The 25775-nt window shown below is 59.2% G+C and carries 22 protein-coding genes and 2 pseudogenes; 10 read left to right on the top strand and 14 right to left on the bottom strand.

The window, feature by feature from the left end; genetic code table 11:
- Window positions 1–13 precede the first annotated feature (13 nt).
- Genes BDK61_RS15075 through BDK61_RS15085 form a run of 3 tightly spaced genes read right to left on the bottom strand, consistent with a single transcriptional unit; the run spans window position 14 to window position 2331 of the window.
- The gene (locus tag BDK61_RS15075) at window positions 14–943 is read right to left on the bottom strand and encodes a carbohydrate ABC transporter permease (protein WP_004963427.1); all 930 of its coding nucleotides are present in this window, start codon (window positions 941–943) and stop codon (window positions 14–16) included.
- Complete coding sequence (locus tag BDK61_RS15080; RefSeq protein ID WP_004963430.1) at window positions 940–2004, bottom strand: carbohydrate ABC transporter permease; 1065 nt, start codon at window positions 2002–2004, stop codon at window positions 940–942. The genes BDK61_RS15075 and BDK61_RS15080 overlap by 4 nt, the downstream gene beginning before the upstream one ends.
- Window positions 2005–2010: 6 nt before the next feature.
- Window positions 2011–2331 carry a hypothetical protein gene (locus tag BDK61_RS15085; protein WP_127013537.1) on the bottom strand — a complete coding sequence of 107 codons (321 nt, stop codon included), beginning with the start codon at window positions 2329–2331 and terminating at the stop codon, window positions 2011–2013.
- Window positions 2332–2566: 235 nt separating this feature from the next.
- On the opposite strand from BDK61_RS15085, the gene BDK61_RS15090 reads away from it, so the two are divergent.
- The gene (locus tag BDK61_RS15090) at window positions 2567–3973 is read left to right on the top strand and encodes a class II fumarate hydratase (protein WP_121303636.1); all 1407 of its coding nucleotides are present in this window, start codon (window positions 2567–2569) and stop codon (window positions 3971–3973) included.
- Between the two features lie 376 nt (window positions 3974–4349).
- Here BDK61_RS15090 and BDK61_RS15095 read toward each other — a convergent pair whose 3' ends face one another.
- Window positions 4350–4853 carry a GNAT family N-acetyltransferase gene (locus BDK61_RS15095; RefSeq protein WP_121303637.1) on the bottom strand — a complete coding sequence of 168 codons (504 nt, stop codon included), beginning with the start codon at window positions 4851–4853 and terminating at the stop codon, window positions 4350–4352.
- A 158-nt stretch (window positions 4854–5011) separates the two neighbouring features.
- Between BDK61_RS15095 and BDK61_RS15100 the strand changes: the two genes are divergently transcribed.
- Complete coding sequence (locus BDK61_RS15100; protein WP_004963440.1) at window positions 5012–5308, top strand: DUF5789 family protein; 297 nt, start codon at window positions 5012–5014, stop codon at window positions 5306–5308.
- A gap of 34 nt (window positions 5309–5342) precedes the next feature.
- Here BDK61_RS15100 and BDK61_RS15105 read toward each other — a convergent pair whose 3' ends face one another.
- Window positions 5343–6137, bottom strand: coding sequence for a DUF7537 family lipoprotein (locus tag BDK61_RS15105; RefSeq protein WP_004963442.1), 795 nt, complete (start codon window positions 6135–6137; stop codon window positions 5343–5345).
- Between the two features lie 88 nt (window positions 6138–6225).
- On the opposite strand from BDK61_RS15105, the gene gatE reads away from it, so the two are divergent.
- Window positions 6226–8097, top strand: a complete 1872-nt coding sequence (gatE, locus tag BDK61_RS15110) for a Glu-tRNA(Gln) amidotransferase subunit GatE (RefSeq protein ID WP_121303638.1) — start codon at window positions 6226–6228, stop codon at window positions 8095–8097.
- Here the strand turns inward: gatE and BDK61_RS15115 are convergent.
- Together BDK61_RS15115 and BDK61_RS15120 are read right to left on the bottom strand one after the other, a co-directional pair.
- On the bottom strand, window positions 8094–8513 hold the full coding sequence (locus tag BDK61_RS15115) for a DUF7344 domain-containing protein (RefSeq protein WP_004963447.1): 420 nt from the start codon (window positions 8511–8513) through the stop codon (window positions 8094–8096). The genes gatE and BDK61_RS15115 overlap by 4 nt on opposite strands.
- A 61-nt stretch (window positions 8514–8574) precedes the next feature.
- Complete coding sequence (locus BDK61_RS15120) at window positions 8575–9063, bottom strand: HTH domain-containing protein (protein WP_121303639.1); 489 nt, start codon at window positions 9061–9063, stop codon at window positions 8575–8577.
- 302 nt (window positions 9064–9365) lie between these two features.
- Between BDK61_RS15120 and BDK61_RS15125 the strand changes: the two genes are divergently transcribed.
- From BDK61_RS15125 to tnpC, 3 genes and pseudogenes are all read left to right on the top strand, one after another.
- Window positions 9366–10292 carry a GAF domain-containing protein gene (locus tag BDK61_RS15125; RefSeq protein ID WP_244209806.1) on the top strand — a complete coding sequence of 309 codons (927 nt, stop codon included), beginning with the start codon at window positions 9366–9368 and terminating at the stop codon, window positions 10290–10292.
- A gap of 182 nt (window positions 10293–10474) precedes the next feature.
- Window positions 10475–10855: a hypothetical protein gene (locus tag BDK61_RS23060; protein ID WP_148709150.1), complete on the top strand. Its 381-nt coding sequence runs from the start codon at window positions 10475–10477 to the stop codon at window positions 10853–10855.
- A gap of 188 nt (window positions 10856–11043) precedes the next feature.
- Window positions 11044–12517: pseudogene (tnpC, locus tag BDK61_RS15130) on the top strand (IS66 family transposase).
- A gap of 1149 nt (window positions 12518–13666) precedes the next feature.
- Here tnpC and BDK61_RS15145 read toward each other — a convergent pair.
- From BDK61_RS15145 to BDK61_RS15155, 3 genes are all read right to left on the bottom strand, one after another.
- Window positions 13667–14812, bottom strand: a complete 1146-nt coding sequence (locus BDK61_RS15145) for an ISH3 family transposase (protein ID WP_121302812.1) — start codon at window positions 14810–14812, stop codon at window positions 13667–13669.
- A 282-nt stretch (window positions 14813–15094) separates the two neighbouring features.
- Complete coding sequence (locus tag BDK61_RS15150; RefSeq protein ID WP_121303641.1) at window positions 15095–16159, bottom strand: tyrosine-type recombinase/integrase; 1065 nt, start codon at window positions 16157–16159, stop codon at window positions 15095–15097.
- Window positions 16159–16704, bottom strand: coding sequence for a hypothetical protein (locus BDK61_RS15155; RefSeq protein WP_121303642.1), 546 nt, complete (start codon window positions 16702–16704; stop codon window positions 16159–16161). The genes BDK61_RS15150 and BDK61_RS15155 overlap by 1 nt, the downstream gene beginning before the upstream one ends.
- 59 nt (window positions 16705–16763) lie before the next feature.
- Here BDK61_RS15155 and BDK61_RS15160 point away from each other — a divergent pair.
- Window positions 16764–18338: pseudogene (locus BDK61_RS15160) on the top strand (bacterio-opsin activator domain-containing protein); the annotation flags it as partial.
- Between the two features lie 3 nt (window positions 18339–18341).
- Here BDK61_RS15160 and BDK61_RS15165 read toward each other — a convergent pair.
- Both BDK61_RS15165 and BDK61_RS15170 read right to left on the bottom strand, forming a co-directional pair.
- A complete protein-coding gene (locus tag BDK61_RS15165; RefSeq protein WP_121303643.1) occupies window positions 18342–19067 on the bottom strand; it encodes an RNA methyltransferase in 726 nt (241 codons plus the stop codon).
- Window positions 19064–19588, bottom strand: coding sequence for a hypothetical protein (locus BDK61_RS15170; protein WP_004963456.1), 525 nt, complete (start codon window positions 19586–19588; stop codon window positions 19064–19066). Before BDK61_RS15170 ends, BDK61_RS15165 begins: the two co-directional genes overlap by 4 nt.
- Before the next feature lie 265 nt (window positions 19589–19853).
- Here BDK61_RS15170 and BDK61_RS15175 point away from each other — a divergent pair, with 265 nt between their 5' ends.
- Window positions 19854–20813: a transcription initiation factor IIB gene (locus BDK61_RS15175; RefSeq protein ID WP_004518753.1), complete on the top strand. Its 960-nt coding sequence runs from the start codon at window positions 19854–19856 to the stop codon at window positions 20811–20813.
- A 143-nt stretch (window positions 20814–20956) separates the two neighbouring features.
- Window positions 20957–21289: a hypothetical protein gene (locus BDK61_RS15180; protein ID WP_007188218.1), complete on the top strand. Its 333-nt coding sequence runs from the start codon at window positions 20957–20959 to the stop codon at window positions 21287–21289.
- A gap of 157 nt (window positions 21290–21446) precedes the next feature.
- On the opposite strand, the gene sop2 is transcribed toward BDK61_RS15180, so the two are convergent.
- Window positions 21447–22157, bottom strand: coding sequence for a sensory rhodopsin II (gene sop2 / locus BDK61_RS15185; protein WP_121303644.1), 711 nt, complete (start codon window positions 22155–22157; stop codon window positions 21447–21449).
- A 2-nt stretch (window positions 22158–22159) separates the two neighbouring features.
- Window positions 22160–24361: a methyl-accepting chemotaxis protein gene (locus tag BDK61_RS15190; protein WP_121303645.1), complete on the bottom strand. Its 2202-nt coding sequence runs from the start codon at window positions 24359–24361 to the stop codon at window positions 22160–22162.
- A 397-nt stretch (window positions 24362–24758) separates the two neighbouring features.
- Between BDK61_RS15190 and BDK61_RS15195 the strand changes: the two genes are divergently transcribed.
- Window positions 24759–25715: an NADPH:quinone reductase gene (locus BDK61_RS15195; protein ID WP_004963467.1), complete on the top strand. Its 957-nt coding sequence runs from the start codon at window positions 24759–24761 to the stop codon at window positions 25713–25715.
- Window positions 25716–25775: the final 60 nt, after the last annotated feature.

A 25775-nucleotide genomic window follows, 5' to 3' on the forward strand; every position in this document is an offset into this window, starting at 1 on the left:
AATACCTCCGTGATTATTCTCCAGCGACGCCTTTCGCGAACTGTTCGCCGAACATGATGTAGACGAGCAGCGTCGGAAGTGCTGCGACGATGGCCCCTGCCATCGTGGTGTTAAACGACTGGACGACCCCACCAGTGAGCGCCGCGAGACGCTGGGTCGCCACCTGCGAAGCCGGTTCGTTGACGAGTACGAGCGCGAACAACAGGTCGTTGTAGACCTGCGTGAACTGGTAGATGAGCGTCACCGCAAACATCGGCAGCGACAGCGGGAGGATGATGTTGCGGTAGATGCTGAACGCGCTCGCGCCGTCGAGGCGAGCGGCCTCGATCATCTCGTCGGAGATGCTCTGGTAATACGACCGGAACAGCAGCGTACAGATCGGAATCCCGTACGCGGCGTGGGTGATCGACAGCTGCAGCAACTGCACGTATCCGTTACGGCTCGGATACTGCCAGTTGCCGCCCGTGATGAACCCAAAGACGGTGTTGACGAAGCCGTTGAGCAGCCCCGGAAGCACCTGAAACCAGAACTGTGCCAGCGGGACCAGCACGGCCTGATAGGGGATGAAGATGCCCGCGATAATAAGGACGACCACGCCGACCTGCCCGCGCCAGCTAATCGTCGTCAGACCGTAGGCGGTCATACTGCCCAGCAGCGCCGACACAATCGTCGCGGGAATCGCCATCAGCAGCGAGTTCACCAGTCCCGGACGGAGCGTGTTCCAGGCGGTGGTGAGCGCGTCGAGCGTGAAGCCGTCAGTGCCCGGCGGCGCGAACGGGAGCGTCCGAGCGAACGCGCTCTCGGTCTTGAACATCGTCATCACGGCCGTCTCTACCGGGAAGAGGTAGAAGGCAATGCCCGCCAGCAGGAGGGCATACAGGCCGATACGGCTGTTCTCTGTACTGCGAAGTTCGTCGATGAAACCGCCGTCTCTGATACTCATAGTTCACCCCGTCGGTATTCGCTGTAGAGGTACGGACCAATGACCAGCAGTGCGAGGGCAAACAGCACGATAGCGACGGCTGACCCGTACGCCCACTGGAGGCTGTCGAACGCGACCCGATACATCATCGTCGCCAGAATATCCATGTTCGCCCCCGGCTGTGAGCCACGGAGCGCGTAGATGAAGTCGAACGCTTTCAGCGCAAACACCATCAGCACCACCGACGCGGACACCGCGGAAGCGCGGAGCTGCGGGATGATTACCCGTGCGTACATCCGAACCGTCGACGCGCCGTCGACCCGCGCAGCCTCGTAGTGTTCGGTCGGGATCGCCCGGAGGCCGGCGAGGAAGACGACCATCGCGTAGCCGCTGAACTGCCAGATGAGCGCGAAGATGACCGCCGCCAGTGCGGTCGTGTTCCAGGAGAGCCACTGAATGACCTCAGCGTTGACTCCGGCCGGCCGGAGTAGTCCCACGATGGCTCCTTCGAGATTGAACACTCGGAAGAACTGATTGAGCACGCCGTTGCGGGCGTTGTACACCCACGCCCACATCGTCGCCGTGACGACGAACGAGAGGCTCATCGGGAGCAGGTAGATGGTCCGGAACGTGTTCTCGAAACGTATCTGCTGGTCGATGAGGATGGCCACGAACAGGCCAAGCGCCAGACAGAGGACGGTAAACACGACAAGTAACACCACCGTGTTCTGTGCTGCCTGCCAGAACGCCCCGTCGCTCAGCATGCGGCTGTACATACTGAGGTCGAAGCTCTCGTACTGGGCCCCGCCGAGTCCGTTGTACTCAGTCAGTGACAACAGGAAGTTCCAGGCGATGGCGCCGTACACAAAAAAACCTGCAAGCAGGACTGGCGGCAGCCAGAACGGGGCGGATTCGATGAGTTCCCATTCGACCGGAAGCGAGTTGCGAAGCGAATCGCCTCGGGTCGTCTTCACCGTCGCCCCGCCGTCTGTTGCCAGTTGGTCGCCGTCCGATTCGTCTCTCGATACCGCCGACCGGAGCCTACCCCCGGTGGCGAGGAGTCTACTGAGTATCTCGCGCATGGTTGGTCAGTGGTTCGCCGACGTGAGTTCGCCGTCCATCGTCCCGACGGATGTGTCGTCAGTCACATAGACTCGCCAGCCAGCACGCACGTAGACCACGCGACCCGCCCACCTGTCGCACCAACACAGGCTGGCGGGCGGCGTGGATACGCCGGATGACGGGTGTGCCATCCCGTCGTCGTGCCGGGCGAGCGATTGCAACGCGGCGGGTACACCGGCTGCGAGCGTTCGCGATGTGTCACGTCCGTCGGTGTCCCATCGGGCCCCAACAGCCGACGACGGCAGCAACACACCGCCGTCACCGGACATTGTGGGGGCATCAGTCATGAACGTCTCTGTGGCGTCGAACTCATGGTAAGTGGAGAGAGATTCTACTTAATATTTCCGAATGATAATACACGTTTATCCAAGTCACGGGTTCTGAGCCCCACGGTCTCCGCTCTCCAACTGGAGAGTTGTGGTGGCCAGTGAACGACTGTCCCGGCAGTTGCAGGGCTGTGCCGAGTGGTGTCCCGACTCGTACCGGTGGGTTTTACGACCGGGCGGACCACCCCCCGGACGTATGACCGACGAGTACCGGACAGAGCAGGATAGCCTCGGTGAGATGCAGGTGCCAGCCGACGCGTACTGGGGCGCACAGACGCAACGCGCCGTCGAGAACTTCCCGATCAGCGACGTAACCTTCGGGCGGCGGTTCATCCGAGCGCTCGGCGTCGTCAAGAAGGCGGCCGCGCAGGCGAACCGCGACCTCGAAACGATTCCGGAAGACAAGGCGGACTGTATCGTCGAAGCCGCCGACGAAGTCATCGCCGGCGAACACGACGACCAGTTCCCCGTCGACGTGTTCCAGACCGGGTCGGGCACGTCGTCGAACATGAACGCCAACGAGGTCATCTCCAACCGCGCCACGGAGCTGTACGGCGGTGACATCGGGACCCGCGAGATCCACCCGAACGACCACGTCAACTTCGGCCAGTCCAGCAACGACGTGATTCCGACGGCAATGCACGTCGCCTCCCTCGAAGCGGTCGAGAAGGACGTGATTCCGGGCCTGAAGACGCTGCGTGATGAACTCGAAGCCAAAGAAGACGAGTTCGACACCGTCGTCAAGACCGGACGAACCCACCTGCAGGACGCGACGCCGGTGACACTGGGGCAGGAATTCTCCGGGTACCGCACGCAGGTCGAGAAGGGTATCTCCCGTGTTCAGGACGTTCACGGTCGCCTCTCCGAGCTCGCGCTCGGTGGAACCGCAGTCGGGACCGGCCTGAACACCCACCCCGAATTCCCCGAAAAAGCCGCGACGTACATCAGCGAGGAGACCGACCTCACTTTCCGCGAGGCGGACAACCACTTCGAGGCGCAGGCCGCCCACGACGCGATGTCGGAAGCCCACGGCGCGCTCCGGACGGTCGCCGGCTCACTGAACAAGATCGCAAACGACCTCAGACTGCTCGCGTCCGGGCCCCGCAACGGTCTCGGCGAGATCGACCAGCCGGAGAACCAGCCCGGCTCCTCGATCATGCCCGGGAAAATCAACCCCGTTGTCGCCGAAGCGGTCAATCAGGTCCACAAGCAGGTCGTCGGTAACGACGCCGCCGTCTCGGCCGGCGCTGCAGAGGGCCAGATCGACCTGAATCTCTACAAGCCCGTGCTGGCTTCGAACTTCCTGCAGTCGGCCAAGCTCATCGCCAACAGCAGCGCGGTGTTCGGCGAGAAGTTCGTCGCCAAACTCGAAGCCGACGCAGACCACTGCGCCGAGCGCGTCGAGCAGAGCATGGCGCTGGCAACAGCACTCAACCCCGCCATCGGCTATGACAAGGCGAGCAAGGTCGCGAAGAAGGCGCTTGCTGATGAAAAGACCATCCGCGAGGTTGTCCTCGAAGAGGGCTATCTCGACGAAGACGAGGTCGACGACGTGCTCGACCCCGAGAAGATGACGAAGCGTGGCATTCTAGGCGAGGAGTAGCGAGGGGCGCGCGAAGCGCGGCCCTCATTAGTGCGAGCGGAGAGCGATAGCGACCCGCGAGTAGCGAGGGAACGACCACAAGGAACTGCCTCGGAAATGCGAGCGGAGCGGGACCTTCGGTCCCGCAAGCAGTCGGGCGGTATCGCCGCCCGACGACGGGGAACAGAGTGACCCGTGAGTAGCGAGCGGCCGAACGGAGTGAGATTTCTCGTACCGGAACGGCGTTGTGAGGGTCCCGGTCCCCGAAACGCGAGGAACGACTGACAGAGCCGCGGAGTGCACGACCCCTGCTGTGTCTCTATTTTCTGGTCGGTTCTGTGCCGACGGGCAGCCGCCATTGCAGGTAAACAGCATCGGGCCACTGCGACCGATGCTTCTAGACCCGCGACTCGTCTGCGAGGACGTAGCGGCTCTCAGGGTAGCGCTCGCCGCCGATTTCGGTTTCGCTCTCGTCGGCGAATTCGAATCCGAATCCCTCGTAGAACTCGGCTCCCGGTTCGTTCGCCGAGAGGACCATTGCGTTGATCCGGTGGATATCGTGCTCGAACAGTTCCTCGCAGGTCTGTTCTAACAGTGACCGGCCGATTCCCTCGCGCCTGTAGTCTGGATGGACGTACAACCGGAGAATGTAGCCTTCCTGGTCAGTCTCGTGCCACGTCGCGTGTGCGAACCCGACGACGTGCTCCTCGCGCTCGGCGACGAGCAGGAGCGTCTGTGATTCGACCAGTTCTGATTCGAGTTGTTCGGGCGCGTACCAGTCGCGAACGCCGTCCTCAGCTGTCTCGCGCGAGAGGATGTCCGGGTAATCCGTCTCCCAGGCCGCCGTCGCCACCTGATTGATGGCCGTTACGTCGTCCGGAATTGACAATCGGATTGTCATATGAACACATATGTCACGACCCGTGAAATGTTTTCCCGCGCCAAGTGGAGCGAAATAGTAGGTCTCACCCCACCGACCGGATCTGGTCGGCGAAGCCCATCACCGGACAAACAGAATTCATAATATTTTTTAATTAGGAATATAGAGGTGTTGTATAGATGCGTTACTCAGAAACGTTGCAGCTGTTCGACCAGGCCTGTGAGTTTCCCGCTGAGCACGCCACTGTCGTCCAGCAACTCGGCGATGTCGAACTGGCCGCTCAGAACGGTGACTCGGTCGAAATGAGTGAGGTATTGGCCCGAACCAGTGAGGCCACGTACCAGTCCGCAGAGGGGCTGTATAACTCTCTGGTCGGGAATCTCGACGACGACTTTATCGGCCGGAAATACTACGACGACCGAGCAGGAAGCACGTCCGGAACTGACGAAGTTCGAACCGAGACAGACCGCCTGTAGCCACTTGGCGTGCGGTGCCGCGTGTCGACCTCACTCAATTCGCCGGTGTTGATTCGTTGAGCCACGCCGGCCGCTCCGCTGTCGTTTCGCCGATATCCTCGTACCAGAAACTGTATTCGACGATACGGTCCTCGGTACGGTACCAGACGCTAAATTGGCGGACGAGGCTATTTGATTCGACCAGCAGTTCGACACGAAACTCTTCTAGCCGTTCCGCGGCTGGAATCTCGCCGCCGGAACCGCGAATCCGGTAGACTCGGCCGCCGTCCCGTGTGATGACGGCCGTGGCACTCTGGTTGACCACGGCGTAGCGATTCAGGTAGAACGCGGTCCGGTAGGCGTACTTATCACGGCTGAACCGGACCTCGCCGCGCTGGCGCTCGACGGTGCCGTTGTCACGGCGCTCGTACCAGTTGGTGCCGTCGGCGTAGGTCGACTGTTCGTACCGCTCGACGGCCCCGTTCGAGTCCGTCCTCATTCTGACCATCTCGTCGCGGTACCGCGTCGGTGATTCGACGGCGACAGTCTCTTCGCGCCGGACGGAACTGCTGTCGTTCCCGATTGTGAACTCGCTGTAGCGTTCATGCAGGGTGTAGGTAGTACCGTTGAGCGCCTGTCGGTGAGCAGCCGCAAGGAGGGCGACGTTTTCGAGGCGCTCCGTGGTAACGCCGGGCGGCGGGTCCAGCGACGTTGCCGTGTCCGACTCGGCTGCTGTTGGGACCGGGGCGGGCGTGACAGTTCGCTGATCAGCAGTGTCAGCGCCGACGAAGGCGTTACAGCCGGCTGTCAGGAGAACAACGACCACCGCGGCTGTCGACAGCCAGCGCATACTGACAGTGAGGGCGAGACAGCCAAAAGGGCGGCGGCGAGCGCGGGAAGGGTGCGTTTTTTGGCCCCCGGTCCCGGACACCTCGACAATGACCGAGTACGACTACGAGGAGCTGGGGCTCGTCGCTGGCCTAGAGATTCACCAGCAACTCGATACTGCGACGAAACTGTTCTGTGACTGTCCGACGACGATCCGCGAACCCGAAGAGAGCGAGCGCTCCTTTACCCGCTATCTGCACCCGACAAAGAGCGAACTCGGGGAGATCGACGAGGCGGCGCTGGAGGAGAGCATGGTTGACCGGGAGTTCGAGTATCTGGCCTACGACACGACCTGTCTCGTCGAGGAGGACGACGAGCCACCGCACCGCGTCGACCGCGAAGCGATGGAGACGACGCTCGAAATCGCCCAGCTACTGGATATGTCCGTCGTCGACCAAGTGAACGTCATGCGGAAAATCGTCGTCGACGGCTCGAACACTACGGGGTTCCAGCGCTCGATGCTGGTCGCAAACGACGGGGCCATCGAGACGAGCGCCGGCCCGGTCGGTGTCGAGGATATGCTGCTTGAGGAGGAGTCCTGCCAGCGCATCGAGGAGACTGAGGACGGCGTCCGCTTTTCGCTCGACCGTCTCGGCATCCCACTGGTCGAAATCGGCACGAAGCCGGACATCAGTTCGCCCGAGCAGGCCCGTGAAGCCGCCGAGCGCATCGGAATGCTCCTCCGTTCGACCGGGAAGGTCAAGCGCGGCCTCGGAACCATCCGTCAGGACGTGAACGTCTCCATCGAGGAGGGCGCACGGATCGAGCTGAAAGGCGTCCAGAGCCTCGATGACATCGACGACCTCGTCCGTAACGAGGTCCGTCGGCAGGTCGAACTGCTGGACATCGCCGAGGAGCTCGCCGAGCGCGGCGCCACCGTCGGCGAACCACAGGACGTGACCGAGGTGTTCGAGGACACGGATTCGGGCGTCATCGAGGGGGCGCTCTCCTCGGGCGGCAAAGTACAGGGCCTCCTGCTGTCTGGCTTCGACGGGCTCGTGGGCCGCGAGATTCAGCCTGACCGCCGGCTCGGAACCGAACTGTCCGACCACGCTAAGCGCCACGGCGCTGGCGGCATCTTCCACACAGACGAACTCCCGGCCTACGGCGTCACCGAGGCGGAAGTCGAGGCGCTACGGGACGCTGTTGGGGCCGGCCCCGAGGACGCTGTCGCTATCGTCGCTGATGACCCGGAGACCGCCGAACTGGCCATCGACGCCGTTGCGGAGCGCGCTGAGACGGCGCTTGCAGGCGTCCCGGAGGAGACCCGCGACGCGAACGAGGACGCTACGTCGCGGTACCTCCGCCCGCTCCCCGGCGCAGCGCGGATGTACCCCGAGACGGACGTGCCACCCGTCGAACCCGACGTAACCGAAGTCGAGACCCCGGAACTGCTCACAGAGAAGGTCGACCGATACGAGAGTGAGTTCGACCTCGGCTCCGGCCTCGCCGAGCAGGTCGCCTACGGCCAGCGATGGCCGCTGTTCGAGGCACTGGTGGAGGGCGAGGACGTCGACCCGACGCTGGCCGCCGGCACGCTGGAGTCGACGCTGACCGAACTCCGCCGCGACGACGTGCCCGTCGAGAACCTCACCGACAAACACCTGCAGGGCGCAATTCTGCTGGTCGACGGCGGAGACGTGCCGCGTGAGGGGATGGAAGACCTCCTGACGGCACTCGCCGAGAACCCGTCACTGACGGCCGAGGAAGCTGTCGAGCAGGAGGGGCTGGGCGGCGTCGACGAGTCGGAAGTCCGTGACGCCGTTGCCGAAGTCGTCGAACGCCACGAGGACCAGGTCGCCGAGGAAGGCATGGGCGCGTTCTCGGCGCTGATGGGCGAGTGCATGGGCGCACTCCGTGGCAAAGCCGACGGCGATACGGTGAGCGACGTGTTGCGCTCAGAGATACAGAAGCGGGCTTAATTGCTTCGTTCAGGCTGTAAGGAAGCGATATCGACGGCGGTCGATGACAGCCCGTTACCGCTCGCCGACAGGTCGTGTTCTATCGTCGACTCGAGTAGCGGAACGAGGGCTGGCGCGTTCGGCCCGATGTCGACCATGTCTTCCGATTGGTTGTACTGGACGACACCGGCATCGACCAGCCGCGGCAGGTGGTTGTGGTAGAGGGCCGTGTAAATCGTGAGCCGCTCGTCACGGTACTGTTCGGCTGGTGTCCCGTGTTCGAATTCGGTCACCGTGTCCGTGAGCACAGCCAGTGAAACCGGTGTCGTGTACTGTGAAAGCCCGTACAGGAGGTACCGCCGGTAGTGCGATGACAGGAGCGACAGCCGGTCGTCCACTGGAAGCGAATCCGGTATCTCGGTTTGTTTCGTATTCATGTTACCTGGTATGGTGCTGAGATCTGGACGGTTCGCGTGTCAGGTTTGGACGGTTCGAACGCTATTGTACCACAGTACGCTCATGCCCAACTTCGTCGGCTATGTCTGCAGTATCCGCGAGGTGGTTGACACGATCGACGACGCGGTAGACCGTGCCATCTCGCGTGCATGGGGCGACGTGCTGGAGGTCATCGTCAACGTACTCAGCGAGGGCAAGCGACGGCAACGTGATGACGTTGACCGACTCGTCGGAAACCATGTTTGTCACCGGGTGCTGCCAGTCGAAGGCGTCAAGCGAGACATCGGAGTCCCGTTCCCACTGTTCGAACATGGAAAGCCGTTCCAGCAGGTGTCGTCCCTCCGCAGTCCGCTGTGCGAGTCGCGGTTCGATCCGGCGTCCCCAGATCAGTATCGACAGGTCCTCGATACAGCCAGCGTCCTCAAGAGCCTGTAACCGGTCAAGCACGTAGTTCTGTTGTTGCGTTGCAGCTTCCGGACACAGGGACCGGACGAACAGTTCGACGCGAACTAGATTAGCAGTGGAATCCATAGTGAGGCAGTGAGTATCCTGTGGGTCGCTACAATGGTAACCATCCTAAACACTCTCTCTAGGTCCCTAGAATAAATCGGGGCGAAACGGAGTCATGTCTGATATATCCGGGCCGGTCGATAATTGGTTAATATGTGAATATTTGGTGGTTGGTATGTCAGGGCTTCGTTCGAATGTGGTCCCTCAAAAGTCCGCTATAGCCCTAATTTGGGATTATATTCGTCACAGGTATGAGCGTTGCTGAAATATTAATATTCAAACCAGACACCGGGCCTTAAGTAGCTCGCCGCCACACTGAACGCATGGTCCCGAGTGTCATGGATGGCCACGATGTTCCCGCTCTGTACGGGCCAGCCATCGATACACTACCCCTCATGTTTGCGATCGTAGATGCGTCCGGGGTGATTCTCTCGACGAACGAGACATGGAGCGAGTTCGGCCGGGCAAACGGAACAGAGGTGACACCGAATACGCTCGGCGTGAACTACCTCGGTGTCGCTGACATGGCTGACGACACGACTGGGCAACAGGCAGCCGAGGGGATCAGGGCCGTCCTCGCCGGCGAGCAATCCTCGTTCGAACTCGAATACCCGTGTCACACCCAGTCAGCGAAGCGGTGGTTCCGGTTGTACGCTGCTCCGTTCACCATTGATGGGGAGACGTTCGCTTCTATCGCACATATCGACATCACGGCCCGGAAGCAACGGGAGTCGGTGCTCGAAGCGGCCTACGACATCTGCACCGACTCAAGCCGGACGTTCACAGAACAGCTCAACGCGCTGTTAGAGCTCGGCTGTGAGACGCTCGGTTCGTCGTTTGGGACGCTCTCTCGGGTCCACGGCGACGAGTACGTGTTCGAGGCAGTCACTGCACCGACGACTGCCGACCTCGAAGCCGGCCGAACGACCAGCATCGAGGACCTCCCGAACTGCAGACACGTCGTCGAACACCGCGAACCGCTCGCGATCAGGGACGTTGAGGCGGACGCGCCGGACCTCGCTGACCCGGAGTGGGGCATTGTGAACTACATCGGCGCGCCCGTCGTCGTCGATGGAGCCGTGTACGGGACGTTCTGCTTCTACGGACTGGAGCCGCGCACAGCGGAGTTCACGCAGTGGGACCTGACGTTCGTCCGGTTGCTCTCCGACTGGGCCGGCTACGAACTCGAACGACAGCGCCACTCGGAACAGCGGGACGCGTTGAACACTGCCTTTTGCAGTACACAGTAAAACTCTGTATAACAAAATCGGTATGGATAGACGAGAGGGTTTTTACAATAGAGGGACCCCCCTCAGTATATATACTGTGTAAGCGTTCGCACCAAATTTGGCTGAGAGCCTGAATTATATCCTTTCTAATATTTCAGCAATAAATCCGTTAGTACTAACAAAGTAACTCTAGATAAGTATGCATGAAACAACTTCTACTTGAATATCCAGAGGAGGAAGCACGAACTTTAATAAGAGCAGCATTTGAGCAGTGTCCCCAAATTAAAAAATACAGAGAGAGGCAGTACGACGTTACAGGCAATACAGGGGCAGGTTTACTCAGTTGGGGAGTGAAAATTATAGTTAATTTTCCAGAATCAGACAAAAATGAAAGTACGCCAATAACAATCGAACCAAAAAAGAACGTCAGCATAAATATAACCGCAAACACAGGTAGAATAGAATATGAATTTATGAATCAGGTAGAAGCCTTGCGTGGCTATAATATTGAGGAGATTCGTGAGCATAAAAAGCAACAGGAGGGTAGGGGGGGGTACAAAAGAAGTATATACAAATTTCAGTGAAAATAAGAGAGATTTGGATTATAATAATGACAACATTGAGGCTGGTATACTAAATTCACCTGTACTAACTGTCTTATTGGCTTTCTTTGGAGGCATCGGTTTACCCCCAGAACGATTTCGGTACTCTCTCGTAGATTGCCCCTGACCTGCCAGTAGGTCAATGCAGGCGACAAAGGCGATTGTGAGGGATGGTCTCTCTGACAGAGACCATCCCGTGTCGTCTGCTTTGGGGAGTGCAGTCGCGTGACTTCCTCAGATGACAGCGTTGAGGTTTCGCGTGAGGAACTTCTTGCGCTCAAAAATCGTGTTGAGAAGCTTGAACAGGAGAATCAACACCTCCGCGAAGAGAACAAGCGGCTCAGAGCCAAACTTCGCTGGCACGAAGGACCGCACACCCCCTCCAGTCAGAAACAATCTGACTCTGAGGAGTCGTCCTCGTCTTCATCCGACGAGGACGACGAAGAACCTCGTACTGACGGCGGGACACCGGGTCGAAAATCCGGCCATAATCCCGAGTGGCGGTCTGCACCCGATCCAGATGAGGAGGTCGAAGTCACGTGTGACTGTTGCCCTGACTGTGGTGAGCAGTTCGATGAGTCGGAGGGCGTCAGCCCGCGACTCGTCGAAGAGATTCCTGATCCGCAGCCTGTGGAAGCTACCCAGTACAACCGCCATTACTACGAGTGCGACTCGTGCGGAACCGAGACGGTGGCATCACACCCCGACTGCCCCGATGAGGGGCAGTTCGGGGTGAACGTCATCGCGCAGGCGGCTCTTTCCCGGTACGATCACCGGCTTCCCTACCGAAAGATCGCTGATCGTTTCAACCAACTCCACGGATTGGACCTTTCGGGCGCGTCCGCGTGGCATGCGACCGAGCGCGCAGCGCGCGCCGGTCGCTCGGAGTACGAGCAGATACGTAGACAGATTCAACAGGCCGACGTGGTCAACGTTGATGAAACGGGAATCAAGCGCGACGGAGACCAAGCGTGGCTCTGGACGTTCCGAACGGACAAGCACACGCTGTACGCCGTCCGGGAAAGTCGTGGCCACGATGTTCCTGCGGAAGTCCTCGGGGAGGACTTCGCAGGAACGATTATCTGTGACGGGTGGACAGCGTACCCAGCTTTCAGCAAGAAACTCCAGCGGTGTTGGGCGCACATTCTCCGGGAGGCCGAGGATGCTGCCGAACAGCAGGAAGAAGGCGAACCGATCTACCGAGCGCTCACACAGTTGTATGCCGCTCTCCAGACTCAGCTGGAGAGCGACTTGACACTGCGCGAGCGGGCAGAATTACAGCGTGTCGCGCGGAGAGAACTCGAATCGTTGATTGAGCGGTCGGTCCCCGACGGACCAGTGGCAACACTACTCGGGAAGATCGAAGGAGGCCTCGACCACTGGCTCACCTTCGTCGGTGAGCCAGCGGTCTCGCCGACGAACAACGCTGCGGAAAACGCGCTACGTGAACCAGTCGTTCTTCGGAAAATCATCGGGACACTCCGGAACGACCGCGGAATGTTCGTCCACGAAACCCTCTTCTCCCTGCTGGCAACGTGGAGCCAGCAGGGACGCAATCCCTATGAGGAACTCAAGCGAGTCGTTCGGGACAACGAGATGATCTCACGAGCTCGCGCTGTACCGGTCGTTGAATCCACAGGGTAAACACATACCTTTGGAGTATTTGTAGGGATAGTATTACTAATAGTCATTCTTGCCCTCCTTACTGGCTGATATATTTCAGTTGTAGAAACTACCATACAGACGAACGGTATAGCAGGACTTCTGAGTGGGTACGGTATGATTCCAATATGGACTTTTAGTTGAGAAGCATAGAGCCGGAAAGTTGCGGTTGCGGTCGAAGCGGTCGGTGGAGTGCGGTTGCTGAGGCTGTATGCTGTATGTTCACCCAAAAGGGGTTCACAACAGCAAAATAAACAGTAGCTGATTATAACCTGTTCTTGTTCCCGCAGGGAACGAACAGGATGATGCTGTTGCTGTTGCTGTTGCTGTTGCTGTTGCTGTTGCTGTTGCTGTTGCTGTTGCTGTTGCTGTTGCTGTTGCTGTTGCTGTTGCTGTTGCTGTTGTTGCACTCCATGATTTGAAACATTAGTATAGGCTAGTAATGTAGATAGTAGTAAAAGAAACAAATAAAGATGATACCGCTCAGCATCCGGCGTGCGTGCGTGACCCCCAGTCGGTAGCCGGTCGAGGCGCGGAATTTTCTCAGTACTCCGAATCTCAGAAAACGCTGGTGTGTAGGCATGGAGCGCGCCGGAAACAGGAGGTCAATGCTTAGCAACAGAAGCTCAATTATATGAAATCAAGTATTTTGAGACATAAAAAATAAGATAGTTGAGGGAAAGTCTAAGAGGTCCACAGCCTAACATGATGATTGGGACTCAAACATGGGGGAAACACTCTCAGCGTCAATTGAGCCAGTTTAAAATCGACGTGAGTTATGAGTCGCCCAAGTGAGAACCAGAGTGAGAGAGACACCGTCTGTGAGAGCAGGGTTCTGAGACGCCGCAGCTAAACAAGATGGTTGGGTCTCAGAAGTTGTTGGGTACGAACAGAGGGGTGGCAAGACGACAGTGAGACAACTTAGAATCGACATGAGGACCAAGGCTCAGTCGATCACATCGACAGCCGCGTAACCCCGTTTGATTACGGTGAACTAAACCGAACTAGCTGTGGAGCATCTTCGAACCGCTGGTGAGCATGATTTTCGGGATGGACCGTCGCTGTCGGCGGCGGACTGCCGCCGACGCGACAGTGTCACCACTGACGACCGCCGTCCGGCCCGATGGACAGCTACCGGAAGAACCGGCCGTCAAGTGGTTGATTCGCTGGAACAGACCTGCGGACACCAAGTGCTGTCCAAGCTGCGCGAAGCGTCATTTCGCAAAACTCCGTGAACGACCACTGCAAGAGGCGGCGCCCCCCACGGCGGGGCGCCGCCACGTACCTCCAGTGGAGATATCGCCAGCTGTTCTGAAGCAGTAGGCTCACTACAAACATTACCAACCGTAGTCCAGCATCCTGAGAACTAGTGAAAGCGAGGCTCTGCTTGGCTAATCGGTAGCTTGATTCGATGCCGAAGCGCTTGCTGTAGTGATCTCGTGCATCTCGTGGCGTGTCGATAAAGGGCGCGTCAGCGGCGTAGCCGTGACGCGCCACCCCGTGTTCGTCGTACCGTCCCTGCTGGTACACGCAGTCGATGAACACAGGGAACTCCACCTCGCCAGCGAGATCGTGTTCGATCTCGCGGCTCCAGCCTTTGCTGAGTTTGTTTTGAATCGTCTCACCCCACTTGACGATCGGCATCACATAGGCGTAATTGTGCGCGTACAGCAGCTTGAGACAGGTGCTGTTGTAGAAACCTCGATCAAGGTAGACGGCCTTGACGCCGAGGTCAAGGCCGTCAAGGAGTTCAAGAAACTCACCGAGGACATCGCTGGTGGTTTCGCCAGCAACGAGCTGGCGAACCGCCAGCGTGTATCGCTTGTTGCGTACGCGCACGTAGAGCGTTGCATAGGCGTGAAACGTCGTTGTTCCACGCTTGGCCTGTGAGGAGTACAGAGCCTCGGTTTCGTCCTCATCACCGTAGTAGGGATCGAGGTGGAGGTCTGCGCAGACCTCCACCGGTCGATCTGGAAGTGTCTCAAGCGTATCTCGTTGAAGCAGCGTGTCTCCAACCGATTCAACCGAATCCAGTTCAAACTGATCGGTGAGATGTCCACGGACGGTATTAGCGTGTGGTGAGTCGTCAGTCGTTTCGCAGACGTGATTGATCGAGGTCCCGCCGGCGCTGGCGCCGGCGAGGACCTCATAGAGCGTCTCTGCCGTGACCTTGACATTCTCGCCGAGATCTAATGAAAGTTCCTCGTCAAGACTATTGACGACAAAATTAAGCAGGTGCTCTTCTTCTATCTCGCTGTCTGCTTGGGTGGCTTCCACACTCTTCCCAAGTAGACGCTTCCTCTAACCCGATGTGATCGACTGAGGCTCTGTTGTGGTGGCGGCGAAAGCCCGGACGAGCGGTGCGAGGAGTCCCGGAACGTCAGGAGATAATCAAATTGAGAGAGAGTCACAATCTGTCCATTTCCCCACATTTTAGAATGGTAAGACAATCGATAATTGCACTTGGGTAGAGTATGGTGTCTTATTAGCGCAGAACACGGTGAGGGGGACTTCTAAGATGCTATAAATCCGTCAATGTTGGATTTCCACAGTCCCGAGTTAGAGCCGTGTAGTACCGGCGCTTTTTGCTTTATCTATGGCATCGTCATTCTGCATATCTAAGTACACCTCAGTAGTTTCGAGCTTTGAGTGACCGAGCAGTTCCTGTATCGTCCGAATGTCCATACCATTATCAAGTCTATCCATAGCGTAGCTGTGCCGAAGCGTATGTGCCGTAATCTCAGCCTGTCGTTGGCCATCCACTTCCCTAGTGGTGTATGCCTGCAAATCAGCGTTTTCAGCGGCTTTTTTGACCATTTTGTTTATTACTGCTGGCCCTATTTGTTCAGAGTGCGTGGTCGGGAACATGTACTCACTATCAGCAGTTGGTAGAGCCTTTCTATGTACGTTCCTCCATCTGTCGATAAACTTCTGGACCCTGTGGGGATAATGTCGCTCAATAGTCTGGTTATTCTTTTTATCATGCATCTCCACAGTATTCTTTTCGTGGTCGTAGTCGTCCAACTTCGTAGTTGCTAGCTCCCCACGTCTTGCCCCGGTGTGGAATAAGAGCCGTATAATTAGTTCATTCCGGGGTTTAGGCGCTGGTACGTTCTTTATCAGCTCTTTGACCTGATTTGGTTTCAAATAGTGGTATTCATCCTCTTTTGACGAGGATTGTTTTTCTTTTTCCACCATTCTATCTTTATATGTTTGCCATTCTGCTATAGGTTCGAGTGATTTTGCTGGATTCTCTAATTCATCAACAGGCAGAGAAACCGGAATATCACTGTCTTGATTGACCTCCTGCATAACTTGATAGAATGTTGAAATCGCGGCCAGTCTCAAATTCACCGTACTGGGTGCATAACCGTCTTTGAGTAAGTCTTGCAGATACCGTTTCAGATTACCAGTCAGACTATCAGTGCCAGTCTCAGCGACATAGAATGTCTTGGCGTCCCGGCTGTATGTATTGCTGTCAAAGTCTAAGTGTCCGGGCTTTTCGAGGTAATCTAACCACTCGGAAACGTCGCATTGATACCGTTCGGCGGTTGGAGGTGACTTGTCGTAATTGCGCTTGAATGTTGTCAGTAGCTTGTCGCGACTAATATCGTCAAGCTGCATTATTCCTCTCTCCAGTAGTATGCCGTACCTGTATCTTCATTGACTGCCTTCCGAATGTATCCCGTTTCGTCTGCCAGCCGGTCACATGCACCAGATACCCTGTCTCTGTTCGCTCCTATCCGGTCGGCAATGTCTCTAGCAGTCACTGCCACACTACTGAGGTCCGGACCATGTGGAGTGAGTAGTTCATTAGATTCAGGCTCGGGAACCGCCGGAAGCAGCTCAAGTAGCACTTGTTCAAGTTCGTATGCGGCTTCTGACTGGGTATCTTTCTGAATCTCGTCTATCTGGGCCTGTACACTAGCTATCTGACCCTGTAGGGATTCAACAGCGTCTAGCATCTCAGGGTCGCTACCAGACTCGCCACTGTCGGTTGTGGTGGTATCGGCCACGGAGTACTCATCCCTGATTTCCTTCTGTACTGCTGTCCGAACTAAATGGCTAAGACTGCCATAATCCTGCGACTCAGACACCCTATTCTCCCATTCTCTTTTGATAGACTTGTCAACACGGACGGCCACGGTAGCAGTATCAGAGTCTGCCATAGCACAAATGACTGAGGCCAGCTATTTAATGTTTTACACAGTTATACAGAATACAGTGAAACACTGCTTTTCCCGACCCCAGTTTCATCATCGACGCGGAAGGGCGATTTCTCGACTGTCTGACCGACCCGGAGACGATGCTGACGGTAGACGATACGGACACGCTTGTCGGCCAGACGCTACACGAGTTCTTCCCTCACGATACCGCTGATTCGCTACTGGCGGCCGTTCGTGCAGCCCTGCGGACCGGGTCGTTTCAGTCCGTGGAGTACAAACTGCAGGCACCCAGTGGCAAGCGGTGGTTCGAGGCACGGGTCGCACCGCTGGAAAGTCGCGCGTACGACCCCGACACTGTCATTTTCGTCGCGCGAGATATCACCGATCATAAGCACCGCCAGACCGAGCTCGAACGACAGCGTGACAAGCTCAAGCAGGCACAGCGGCTCAACGTGCTGGGCAGAGAGATCGCGAAGGCGTTACAGGACACACAGACACGTGAGGGAATCGAATCGGCAGTGTGTGCACATCTCACTGAATCGGACCTGTACCAGGCCGTCTGGACCGGGAGCCGCGGGAGTGCCACGAGCATAACACTGGGTGCCGCCGCTGGGATAGACACGGCAACACCGGAGCATATTTCCCCCGGCGAGCACAGTCTCGCCATCGATGCCATCGACACCGGCGAGGTACAGGTCGTCGAGGATATCACCGACGTGCCGACGCCCTCGGACACCGGGATGGACCGCCCACTACTCGCAGACCGCTGCTCCGTCGCGGCTGTTCCCCTGACAACTGGCGAGACTACATACGGCGTACTGATGGTGTACGCATCGACTGGAGCGACGATTGGCTGCCGTGAGTCGGACATCCTGGCTGATCTGGGGCGACTTATCGCGCTTTCTATCCAGCGCGTCCACAGTCAGCAGTCATTGCTGGCGGCGACGACCGTCGAACTGGAGTTCCTGACGCCGGATTCCGACGATATCTTCGCCGGCCTCTCCGCGATGCTCGACTGTTCATTCACGCTCGAACGGCGCGTTCCGATCAGCTCCGGGAACTGTATCCACTATGTTCGCGCCAAGGGTGTGGACAGTGACCGGGTGTGTCAGGCGCTCACTGAGACGCCGTCAGTCGAGTCCTGTGCCGTCGTGGAAACGGCGGCGGAGAACCGAGCGCCCCTGTTCGAAGTCACGCTTGATGAGATATCCACATCGCCGCTTGACACGCTCGCAGATTACGGCGGGGCCGTTCAGCAGGCCGTCGCAGCGGACGGCGATCTGCGGTTCACAGCGGAGATGGCGCCGGATATCAACGTCCGTGCCGTCGTTGAGGCGATTCAGGAGGGAACGCCCGGGACAGAACTACGGAGCAAGCAGTACGTCGACCAGCCGGTCTCGACGGCCACTGACTTCCAGACGCGGATACGCGACCGGCTAACGCCGAAACAGGCCGCCGCGCTCAAGACTGCCTATGCACGCGGCTACTACGACTGGCCGCGAGGGAGCTCCGCGGAGGAACTGGCTGCGACACTCGACATTTCCGCGCCGACCTTGCACTACCGGTTGCGGAAGGCCCACGACGCCGTCATCGGTTCGCTGTTCGACTCCGACACTGGGTCTGAAAAGCTCGACTGACCCTCAGTCGTCTTCGGCACGCTCGATTCGCTGTCGGGCTTGCCGAAACAGACCGCGAAGCGTCTTCGTCTCCCGGCCGGTCGGTTGCGCACGCCCGAGCACCCGCCGGAACAGCCGCCGGGCCTTGTGTTGTTTCTCTTCGGGGTGACCGATAGCGCCGAGGAATCGGTCGAACTCCTCGTGTAGGCCCTCGACCGCCGGCGTCTCGGCGAGCGTATGCAGCTCCTCGGGGTGCTGGGTCTCGGCAACAGTTAGCTCACGCAGTTCATAGAGAACGATTGTAGCCGCCTGACCGAGGTTCAACACCGGATACGACGCGCTGGCCGGGATAGAGCAGATGACGTCCAGCCGTGCGAGTTCGTCGTTCGAGAGCCCGACCCGTTCGCGGCCGAAGACGACGCAGATATCGCCCTCGACATCCCGGAGCGAGTCGGTCAGGTCGGCCGGGGTCGTCGCTGGATACCGGACGTGGTTAGCGGGGTCCTCGTTGGTCGTCGCCGTGCAGGCGACGGTGTGGTAGTTCTCGACGATGTCGTCGAACGTCACCGTCTGGGCGTTCGGCAGGATGTCGTCACGGGCCTGGCCAGCAAAGCCATACGCTTCGCCGTCTGGGTCTAGCTCCGGCGGGTCGACGAGCAGCAGTTCCGACAGGCCGAAGTTCTTCATCGACCGGGCGATGGTGCCGACGTTGCCCGGCGTCTCCGCGTCGACGACGGCGACCGATATCATACGTCCAGGTCGCTGAGGTCCATATCGATTGTGTCGAGGTCCTCCTCGTCCATCTGCTCGACTTCCTCTTCGAGTCCCGGAATCGCTTCGTCCCTGTCGGGGGCCTCTGGCAGCGCTGTCGGGTCTTCATCGACGTGTTCAAGGCCGACGTACCCCTCCGGGGCGCGGTTCCCGTCAAGGAACCACTCGTGGAAGGCCGAGGCCAGGTCAGTATCACCGGCGTAGGCCTCGCCGCCTTCCTCACGGAACCAGTAGATGAAGTCCGTCTCGTGGTCCGAACAGACGACTACCTCGCCCATCGGCTCGCCGTAGATAGCATCCGCGACGTTGCACTGTTCGATGTCTTCGTCGCCGTGAATAAGCCAGCAGGCGTCACAGGGGTCGACAACCCGTTCTGCAAGCACCAGTAACCGCTGGCGAGTTTCCGGCTCCATGGTCTTGAGCGGGCGGACCCGCCCGTCCGACCCAAGCACGTCCTCGTTGAAGCGCCAGCCCCGAAGCCCGATATTGACCTTGCTCATACCTCAAAGTGGGTGAGTCCCGGACTAAAAGAGCGCGATATGCGGGGCGAACAGTGTCGGCCCGCCCGCGCTCCACCGTCATCGCGGAGTGAGAACGAGGTGTGCCAGCCGATTACACCCATCGCTTGCTCGAAACATAGACAGCTCTAGGTAAATTTAACATGATTGTTCCATTTAGGATTCACAGACCGCGTCCAAACCAGGCAAAACTGTCGGACTAGCCCAAACATTTATACGTGATTGGCTTTTCTCCGTAAAAGAACACATGGAACGGCCGACGCGCCAGCGGGATTCTGAACAGGAGGAACGCGAGGAGGAGTCCGAGAGCACGGGCCAGCAGACCTGCCCCGAGTGTGAGTCGGAGTCCATATCTAGCGACGGCGGTGGTGAACTCGTCTGCGAGGACTGTGGCCTCGTCATCGAGGACGAGAACATCGACCGCGGGCCGGAGTGGCGGGCGTTCAATCACTCCGAACGCCAGTCCAAGTCACGCGTCGGAGCCCCCACGACCCAGACAATGCACGACAAGGGGCTGACCACACAGATCGACTGGAAGGACAAGGACGCCTACGGTCGGTCGCTCTCCTCGGAGAAGCGGAGTCAGATGCACCGCCTTCGAAAGTGGCAGGAGCGCATCCGAACCAAGGACGCCGGCGAACGGAATCTGCAGTTCGCACTGTCGGAGATCGACCGCATGGCGAGCGCACTCGGTGTCCCCCGGTCGGTCCGGGAAGTCGCCTCGGTCATCTATCGACGGGCGCTCAACGAGGACCTCATCCGCGGTCGCTCCATCGAGGGCGTCGCCACCGCCTGCCTGTATGCGGCCTGTCGACAGGAAGGCATCCCCCGCAGTCTAGAGGAAGTTTCGGATGTCTCCCGGGTCGAACAGAAGGAGATCGGCCGGACGTATCGCTACGTCGCTCAGGAACTCGAACTGAAGATGGAACCGGTCGACCCCAAGCAGTACGTCCCGCGGTTTGCCTCCGAGCTGGAACTTTCTGAGGAAGTCCAGTCGAAGGCCAACGAAATCATCGACACCACCGCCGAGCAAGGGCTGCTCTCGGGGAAATCACCCACTGGCTACGCCGCCGCAGCCATCTACGCCGCTTCGCTGCTGTGTAACGAAAAGAAGACCCAGCGCGAGGTCGCTGACGTGGCTCAGGTGACAGAAGTCACCATCCGGAACCGGTATCAGGAGCAGATCGAAGCGATGGGCATCCACTGACCGGCGCGCTTCTCTTTATTCGATACCCTCGCTGTCCGCCGTTCACTTCGGTCACTGTCAGCTATAGCATAGCGTGGGCGGTCGGTACAGGATTGGTAACAAGTAACGTGTAGAGCTATCTGTCTGGGCAGCGAACTAGCGGTATGTCTGTTTCCCCCTCACAGAAACGGGTCGCACTTCTCGTCATCGGACTGGTGGTCCTCTTTGCACCCGCGCTGTTTGTCCTCGCCACCCTTGAGTTTCTCATCCTGTCCGGCAACCTCGCGCTCAACGAAATTTCGCTCCTCGAATTCGTCGAACTGTATCTTATCGACCTTGTGTTATTCGTCCTGCTCGGGTATGGCGTCTACCGGCTGACGTTCTGGCTGATCCAAGATCAGCTTCCAGACGCACTCGATACCGTAGACGGGACTGAAGCGGCCGGCGCGACTGACGAGACAGAGACCACTGGGACTGCCAGTGAAGAGCAGTCCTGACTGGCCGCTGAGTGTCGTCGTATATGTGTGTAGTGCCTCATACAAAACTGGACTTCACAGCAACGAAGGTCGCTCGCAGCAACGAAGGTCGCTCCCTGCGAACGGCTCCTTTCGTCGCCGTTCGCATTTTCGAGGGGCGCGCTTTGCTTGCCCCTCGCTAGTCCCCTGCAACCGCTGTCGGCTCCTCGGCGGTCTCCCCGGCTGAGCCGAGGTCGATCATCGCCAGCAAGGCAATGACGCCGAAGCCGACTTTCGTGACCACGTCGAGGTAAACGACCACGAGCGTCGCGGTCTCGACATCCATGAGGCCCACTCCTGCCGCACCGAGTAGCCAGACGACCGGATACACAAGCCAGAGGACGACAACGAAGTTCCGGAGTGTGCGGTACAGGCTGACCTCTATGTCGGACAGGGTCGACTTCGCAGCCACTGCGATGTTCCGGTAGAGGAGATAGATGACGCCGCCGAACAGCGCCGCACCGATAGCGAACATCAGGTAGCTAACTGGCGACGCGGTGACTGCACCGGCGAACCCGAAGACGATAGTTAACGCCTGCAGGACGACGAGTTTCACCGTGTCCTCCCGGCTTGCGCCAGCGAGCAGCGCCAGGAACCAGACGTTGAGTGGCGTCGTCAACAGCCAGTCGACGTAACGGACCACGTACACCGCGTGCCCCTCGCTCTGTATCGACCCGAAGCCAAGCGCCATCAGCGCGTAGGCAACGATGGCGATACCCGGAATCGCGATCAGCAGCAGATACCGCTTCCGCGTCTCTTCGGGGACAAGCGTGTAGCCGTACGCCAGCACCGCCGTCCCGAGCAGTTCACCCAGTAATCCCAGCGTGAACCAGGTTGTTATCGTTGCCATTGTTAGTCATCCCCCACAGCGGCCGTGCTGTCGGTGCCCGTCCCGGCGGAGTTTTCGACAGTGAAGCGGTCCAGTAGCGATTCGAGATCGTCAGCACGCTGCCTGAGTTCCGTCGCGGAGTCAGACACTTCTTCGATGGACGCGGACTGGTCCTGTGCCGCGCCGGCCACGGTGTCCGCCTCCGTCGCCGTCTGCTGACTGATCGTCGTCAAGTCGTCGATAGTCCCCATCACGTCCTGCGCGGTCCGGGCCTGTTCCTCGGTCGCCCGGTCGATCTCCTGAATGCCGGTGTCGACCTCTTCGGTGTACTCGACGATGGTCTCCAGTGCATCGACGGTCTCCTCGACCGTCGAGACGCCTTCAGTGATTCGGGTGCTGGTCGATTCCATCGTCTCGACGGTGTCGCCGGCCTGCTCCTGAATGGCCTCGATGCGCCCTTCGATGTCGGCGGCGGCCTCTTTGGTCTCCTCTGCGAGGCCCTTGATCTCGTCTGCGACGACAGCGAACCCTTCACCGTCACCGTCAGCGTGGGCGGCCTCGATAGAGGCGTTCAGCGCCAGCATATTCGTCTGCTCGACGATACTCGTGATGACGCCGACAATCTCACCGATTTCGTCGAGTTCGTCGTCGAGCGCGTTGATCTCTTCGACGGTCTCGCCGGTCTCGGCCTCGATAGCGCTCATCTCCGCAATAGCTTCCTGTGCGGCTTCGCGGCCGTCCTCGCCAACTTTAGCGGCCGACTGGGACGTGTCGGCGACCTGCTGGGCAGAGGAGGCGACTTGCTGTGCGGTCGCCGAAAGGTTCTGCATCTCTGCGGCCGCCGATTCAAGGCCTTCGTTTTGCTCGGTCGTCCCCTCGAAGATCTCGTTGATCGACTTCGACACCTGCTTGCTGGCCCGGTCGACCCGCTCCGCGTTCGAGTTGACACGGTCGCTGGACTGGATGACGTTCGTCGCGAACGCTTTCATATCGGCGATTGTGTCTTCGAGCGCATCGAGCGTCGTGTTGATGTCCTCGCCGACCTCCGCCATTGCGTCGTTCATGCTGTCCGTTTCCACCCGTGCGGTGAGGTCGCCGTTGGCGGCTGCGTCGAGGGCGTCGCTGTACTGCTGTGCCTTGAGTTCGAGGTGGCCGGTCAGCGCCTCCATCTCGTTGCGTTCGGATTCGACATCCTCACGGGCCGCCTGTGCCTGCTCTTTGGCCGCCTCGGCTTCCTGCTTGGCAGTTTCGGCTTCAGATATCTGTGTCCGGAGGTTTGCCCGCATGTTATCGAAGGCAGCGTACAGTGTTCCAAACTCGTCTTCCCGGGACGTATCGAGGTCGACATCCAGCTCACCGTCGGCCATCGCTTCAGCCTTTACCGAAAGCCGCCGCAGCGAAGCAATCGTGTTTCCGCCGATCGTGACCCCGATGAGTCCAAGGTTGACGACGGCAAGCAGGATGAGACCAATGAGGTCAGAGTTGATCTGATCGCTCAGGGCGTATGCGGCCTCCCGGTTGGAGTGGACCATAACGACCCAGTCGTGTGATTCGAGACGGGTCAGCCCCATCAACATACTGTCTGTTTCGTGGAACATTCTCTGTCCGGGTTCGAGCGTGCCCAGCGGGTCCGATTCCATCTGGGAAATCGGTGCTGTCGACCCGATCATCGAGTGGTTGGGGTGTGAGACGAACTCCCCGTCGGTGTTGACAACCGTGGTAAATGACCCTTCGCGGTGGCTCGATATCTGATCGGCCTTCTTCCGGAGGTCGATCATGTACACGAGCGCTCTGTCTTCGTCCCCGGGAACCGGCGAAACGACGGCAACTATCGGGTGGTCAACGACTGAGACGGAGAACGGCTCCGTCACGTGCGTGTCGTCGGGGCCGTCGAACTGTGGCGGGTCCGTAGCGAACGGTGCCCCTTGCTCGGCAGCGTTGACCCCGATGAAGTCCTGATTCGAACTGGCGCGAATCTCGCTTGTCTCGGTGTCAAAGTAGTGTACTGCGACGACACTGGGCGGTAGTTCCTCGTTGGACCGTAACTCCTCCAGTCGTTGCTGTTTCTCCGTGTCCGTTCCGTCGGTGAACACGGGAAGTCGCGACGTCGACCGGACGTTCCGACGCGATGTCGTCAGCCAGTCGTCTAACTGTACTGCCTGTGTCTCTGACAGCGCGGTGATGTCGTCCGCCACGTCTTCCTCAAGAGTGGCGGACGCCTGCACGCTTGTCAGGACTCCAGCAGCGATAATAACAAGTATCGCGAATGAAAGCGCCAACCCGAGCCTGGCAGCGTAACTGCCAGCAATAAAGCTCGGGAGCGGCGAGTCCCTATTTGAATCCATCACGCAATTCTACACAAACCTGCTAATAAAGGGTTGCTACGCAATTCTCACCGATGATAAGCACCACAACCGACTGTAGAAATCCGTCGCCTCGGAACGGCTACCGGTGGAACGTTCTATTGCTCTACTGATATACCTTACAGTCGCAGAGATGGGCACCGGCCCCACCCGTTCGCTGCCGGCGGTTTCGCTGCACGTACCGCGATATGAAAACCATATCAGAAGCCGAGTGGACTGTGGGGAAAGGTTTTGCCGATACCGCCTGACGCATACTGCAATGCGTGCTGTACGATTCCACGAATACGGCGGGACGGACGTGCTCCGCGTCGACGACATCGAACGACCAACGCCAGGTCCAGAGGAGGTCCTGCTCGAAGTCGAGGCAGCGGCGGTCAATCCGGTCGATACGTACTTCCGGACCGGCGACTACGAACCGGGCGAACTGCCCTGGATACCCGGCTCCGACTGTGCCGGGACCGTCGCCGCGACCGGCGAGCGCGTGGCTTCCGTCACCGAAGGCGACCGGGCGTTCGCAACCGGGCTGGGCAACTGGCTCCAGGGAACCTGCGCGGAGTACGTCACTGTTCCCGAATCACATCTGGCACAGCTCCCCGAAGGGGTGTCCGCCGAGGCGGGCGCGGCCGTCGCGCTCGTCGGCGTCACCGCCTGGCAAACGCTCGTCGACGCCTGCTCGCTGGAGCCGGCCGAACGGGCGCTGATTCACGGCGGGAGCGGCGGCGTGGGCCACGTTGCGGTCCAGTTGGCTGCGGCGAACGGAGCGCGGGTGACGACGACGGCGTCACCGGCCTACCACAACCAACTGGCCGACCTCGGTGCGGACGACGTGTTCGACTACAGTCGGGACGACCTCGCTGATGCGGTGGTCGACGCCGGCGCACCGGATGTGGTTCTCGACCACCGGCTCGACGACTACCTCGCGTTCGACGCCGAGGTGGCCGCACAGGGCGCGCGAATCGCCGCCATCGGGAACACCGACCTCGCGGCGACGTTCGAGAACGTCCCGCGCTGCCGGGCCAAGGCCCTCAGCGTCCACCACGTCTCGATGTTCAACACGCCCGAGTTCGGCGCGGTGCTTTCTCGACTGGCGACGCTCATGGCTGACGACGAACTGACGCCGGTCGTCGCCCACCGCTACGACCTCGCGGAAGTCCCGGCCGCTCACGACGACGTGCGCAACGACAGCTTCCTCGGCAAACTCGTCGTCACGCCGTAGTCCGACCGGCGCTACCGTCTATCGTCGGTCCACAGACTCGACCCTCGGGTTTCTTGAGAT

The organism is Haloarcula quadrata, from assembly GCF_003634715.1.
GTDB lineage: Archaea > Halobacteriota > Halobacteria > Halobacteriales > Haloarculaceae > Haloarcula > Haloarcula marismortui.

Bases quoted from the DNA above. Each gene is read 5' to 3' on its own strand.
- BDK61_RS15075 (WP_004963427.1), bottom strand. From the start codon at position 943: ATGAGTATCAGAGACGGCGGTTTCATCGACGAACTTCGCAGTACAGAG.
- BDK61_RS15080 (WP_004963430.1), bottom strand. From the start codon at position 2,004: ATGCGCGAGATACTCAGTAGACTCCTCGCCACCGGGGGTAGGCTCCGG.
- BDK61_RS15085 (WP_127013537.1), bottom strand. From the start codon at position 2,331: ATGACTGATGCCCCCACAATGTCCGGTGACGGCGGTGTGTTGCTGCCG.
- BDK61_RS15090 (WP_121303636.1), top strand. From the start codon at position 2,567: ATGACCGACGAGTACCGGACAGAGCAGGATAGCCTCGGTGAGATGCAG.
- BDK61_RS15095 (WP_121303637.1), bottom strand. From the start codon at position 4,853: ATGACAATCCGATTGTCAATTCCGGACGACGTAACGGCCATCAATCAG.
- BDK61_RS15100 (WP_004963440.1), top strand. From the start codon at position 5,012: ATGCGTTACTCAGAAACGTTGCAGCTGTTCGACCAGGCCTGTGAGTTT.
- BDK61_RS15105 (WP_004963442.1), bottom strand. From the start codon at position 6,137: ATGCGCTGGCTGTCGACAGCCGCGGTGGTCGTTGTTCTCCTGACAGCC.
- gatE (WP_121303638.1), top strand. From the start codon at position 6,226: ATGACCGAGTACGACTACGAGGAGCTGGGGCTCGTCGCTGGCCTAGAG.
- BDK61_RS15115 (WP_004963447.1), bottom strand. From the start codon at position 8,513: ATGAATACGAAACAAACCGAGATACCGGATTCGCTTCCAGTGGACGAC.
- BDK61_RS15120 (WP_121303639.1), bottom strand. From the start codon at position 9,063: ATGGATTCCACTGCTAATCTAGTTCGCGTCGAACTGTTCGTCCGGTCC.
- BDK61_RS15125 (WP_244209806.1), top strand. From the start codon at position 9,366: ATGGTCCCGAGTGTCATGGATGGCCACGATGTTCCCGCTCTGTACGGG.
- BDK61_RS23060 (WP_148709150.1), top strand. From the start codon at position 10,475: ATGAAACAACTTCTACTTGAATATCCAGAGGAGGAAGCACGAACTTTA.
- BDK61_RS15150 (WP_121303641.1), bottom strand. From the start codon at position 16,159: ATGCAGCTTGACGATATTAGTCGCGACAAGCTACTGACAACATTCAAG.
- BDK61_RS15155 (WP_121303642.1), bottom strand. From the start codon at position 16,704: ATGGCAGACTCTGATACTGCTACCGTGGCCGTCCGTGTTGACAAGTCT.
- BDK61_RS15165 (WP_121303643.1), bottom strand. From the start codon at position 19,067: ATGATATCGGTCGCCGTCGTCGACGCGGAGACGCCGGGCAACGTCGGC.
- BDK61_RS15170 (WP_004963456.1), bottom strand. From the start codon at position 19,588: ATGAGCAAGGTCAATATCGGGCTTCGGGGCTGGCGCTTCAACGAGGAC.
- BDK61_RS15175 (WP_004518753.1), top strand. From the start codon at position 19,854: ATGGAACGGCCGACGCGCCAGCGGGATTCTGAACAGGAGGAACGCGAG.
- BDK61_RS15180 (WP_007188218.1), top strand. From the start codon at position 20,957: ATGTCTGTTTCCCCCTCACAGAAACGGGTCGCACTTCTCGTCATCGGA.
- sop2 (WP_121303644.1), bottom strand. From the start codon at position 22,157: ATGGCAACGATAACAACCTGGTTCACGCTGGGATTACTGGGTGAACTG.
- BDK61_RS15195 (WP_004963467.1), top strand. From the start codon at position 24,759: ATGCGTGCTGTACGATTCCACGAATACGGCGGGACGGACGTGCTCCGC.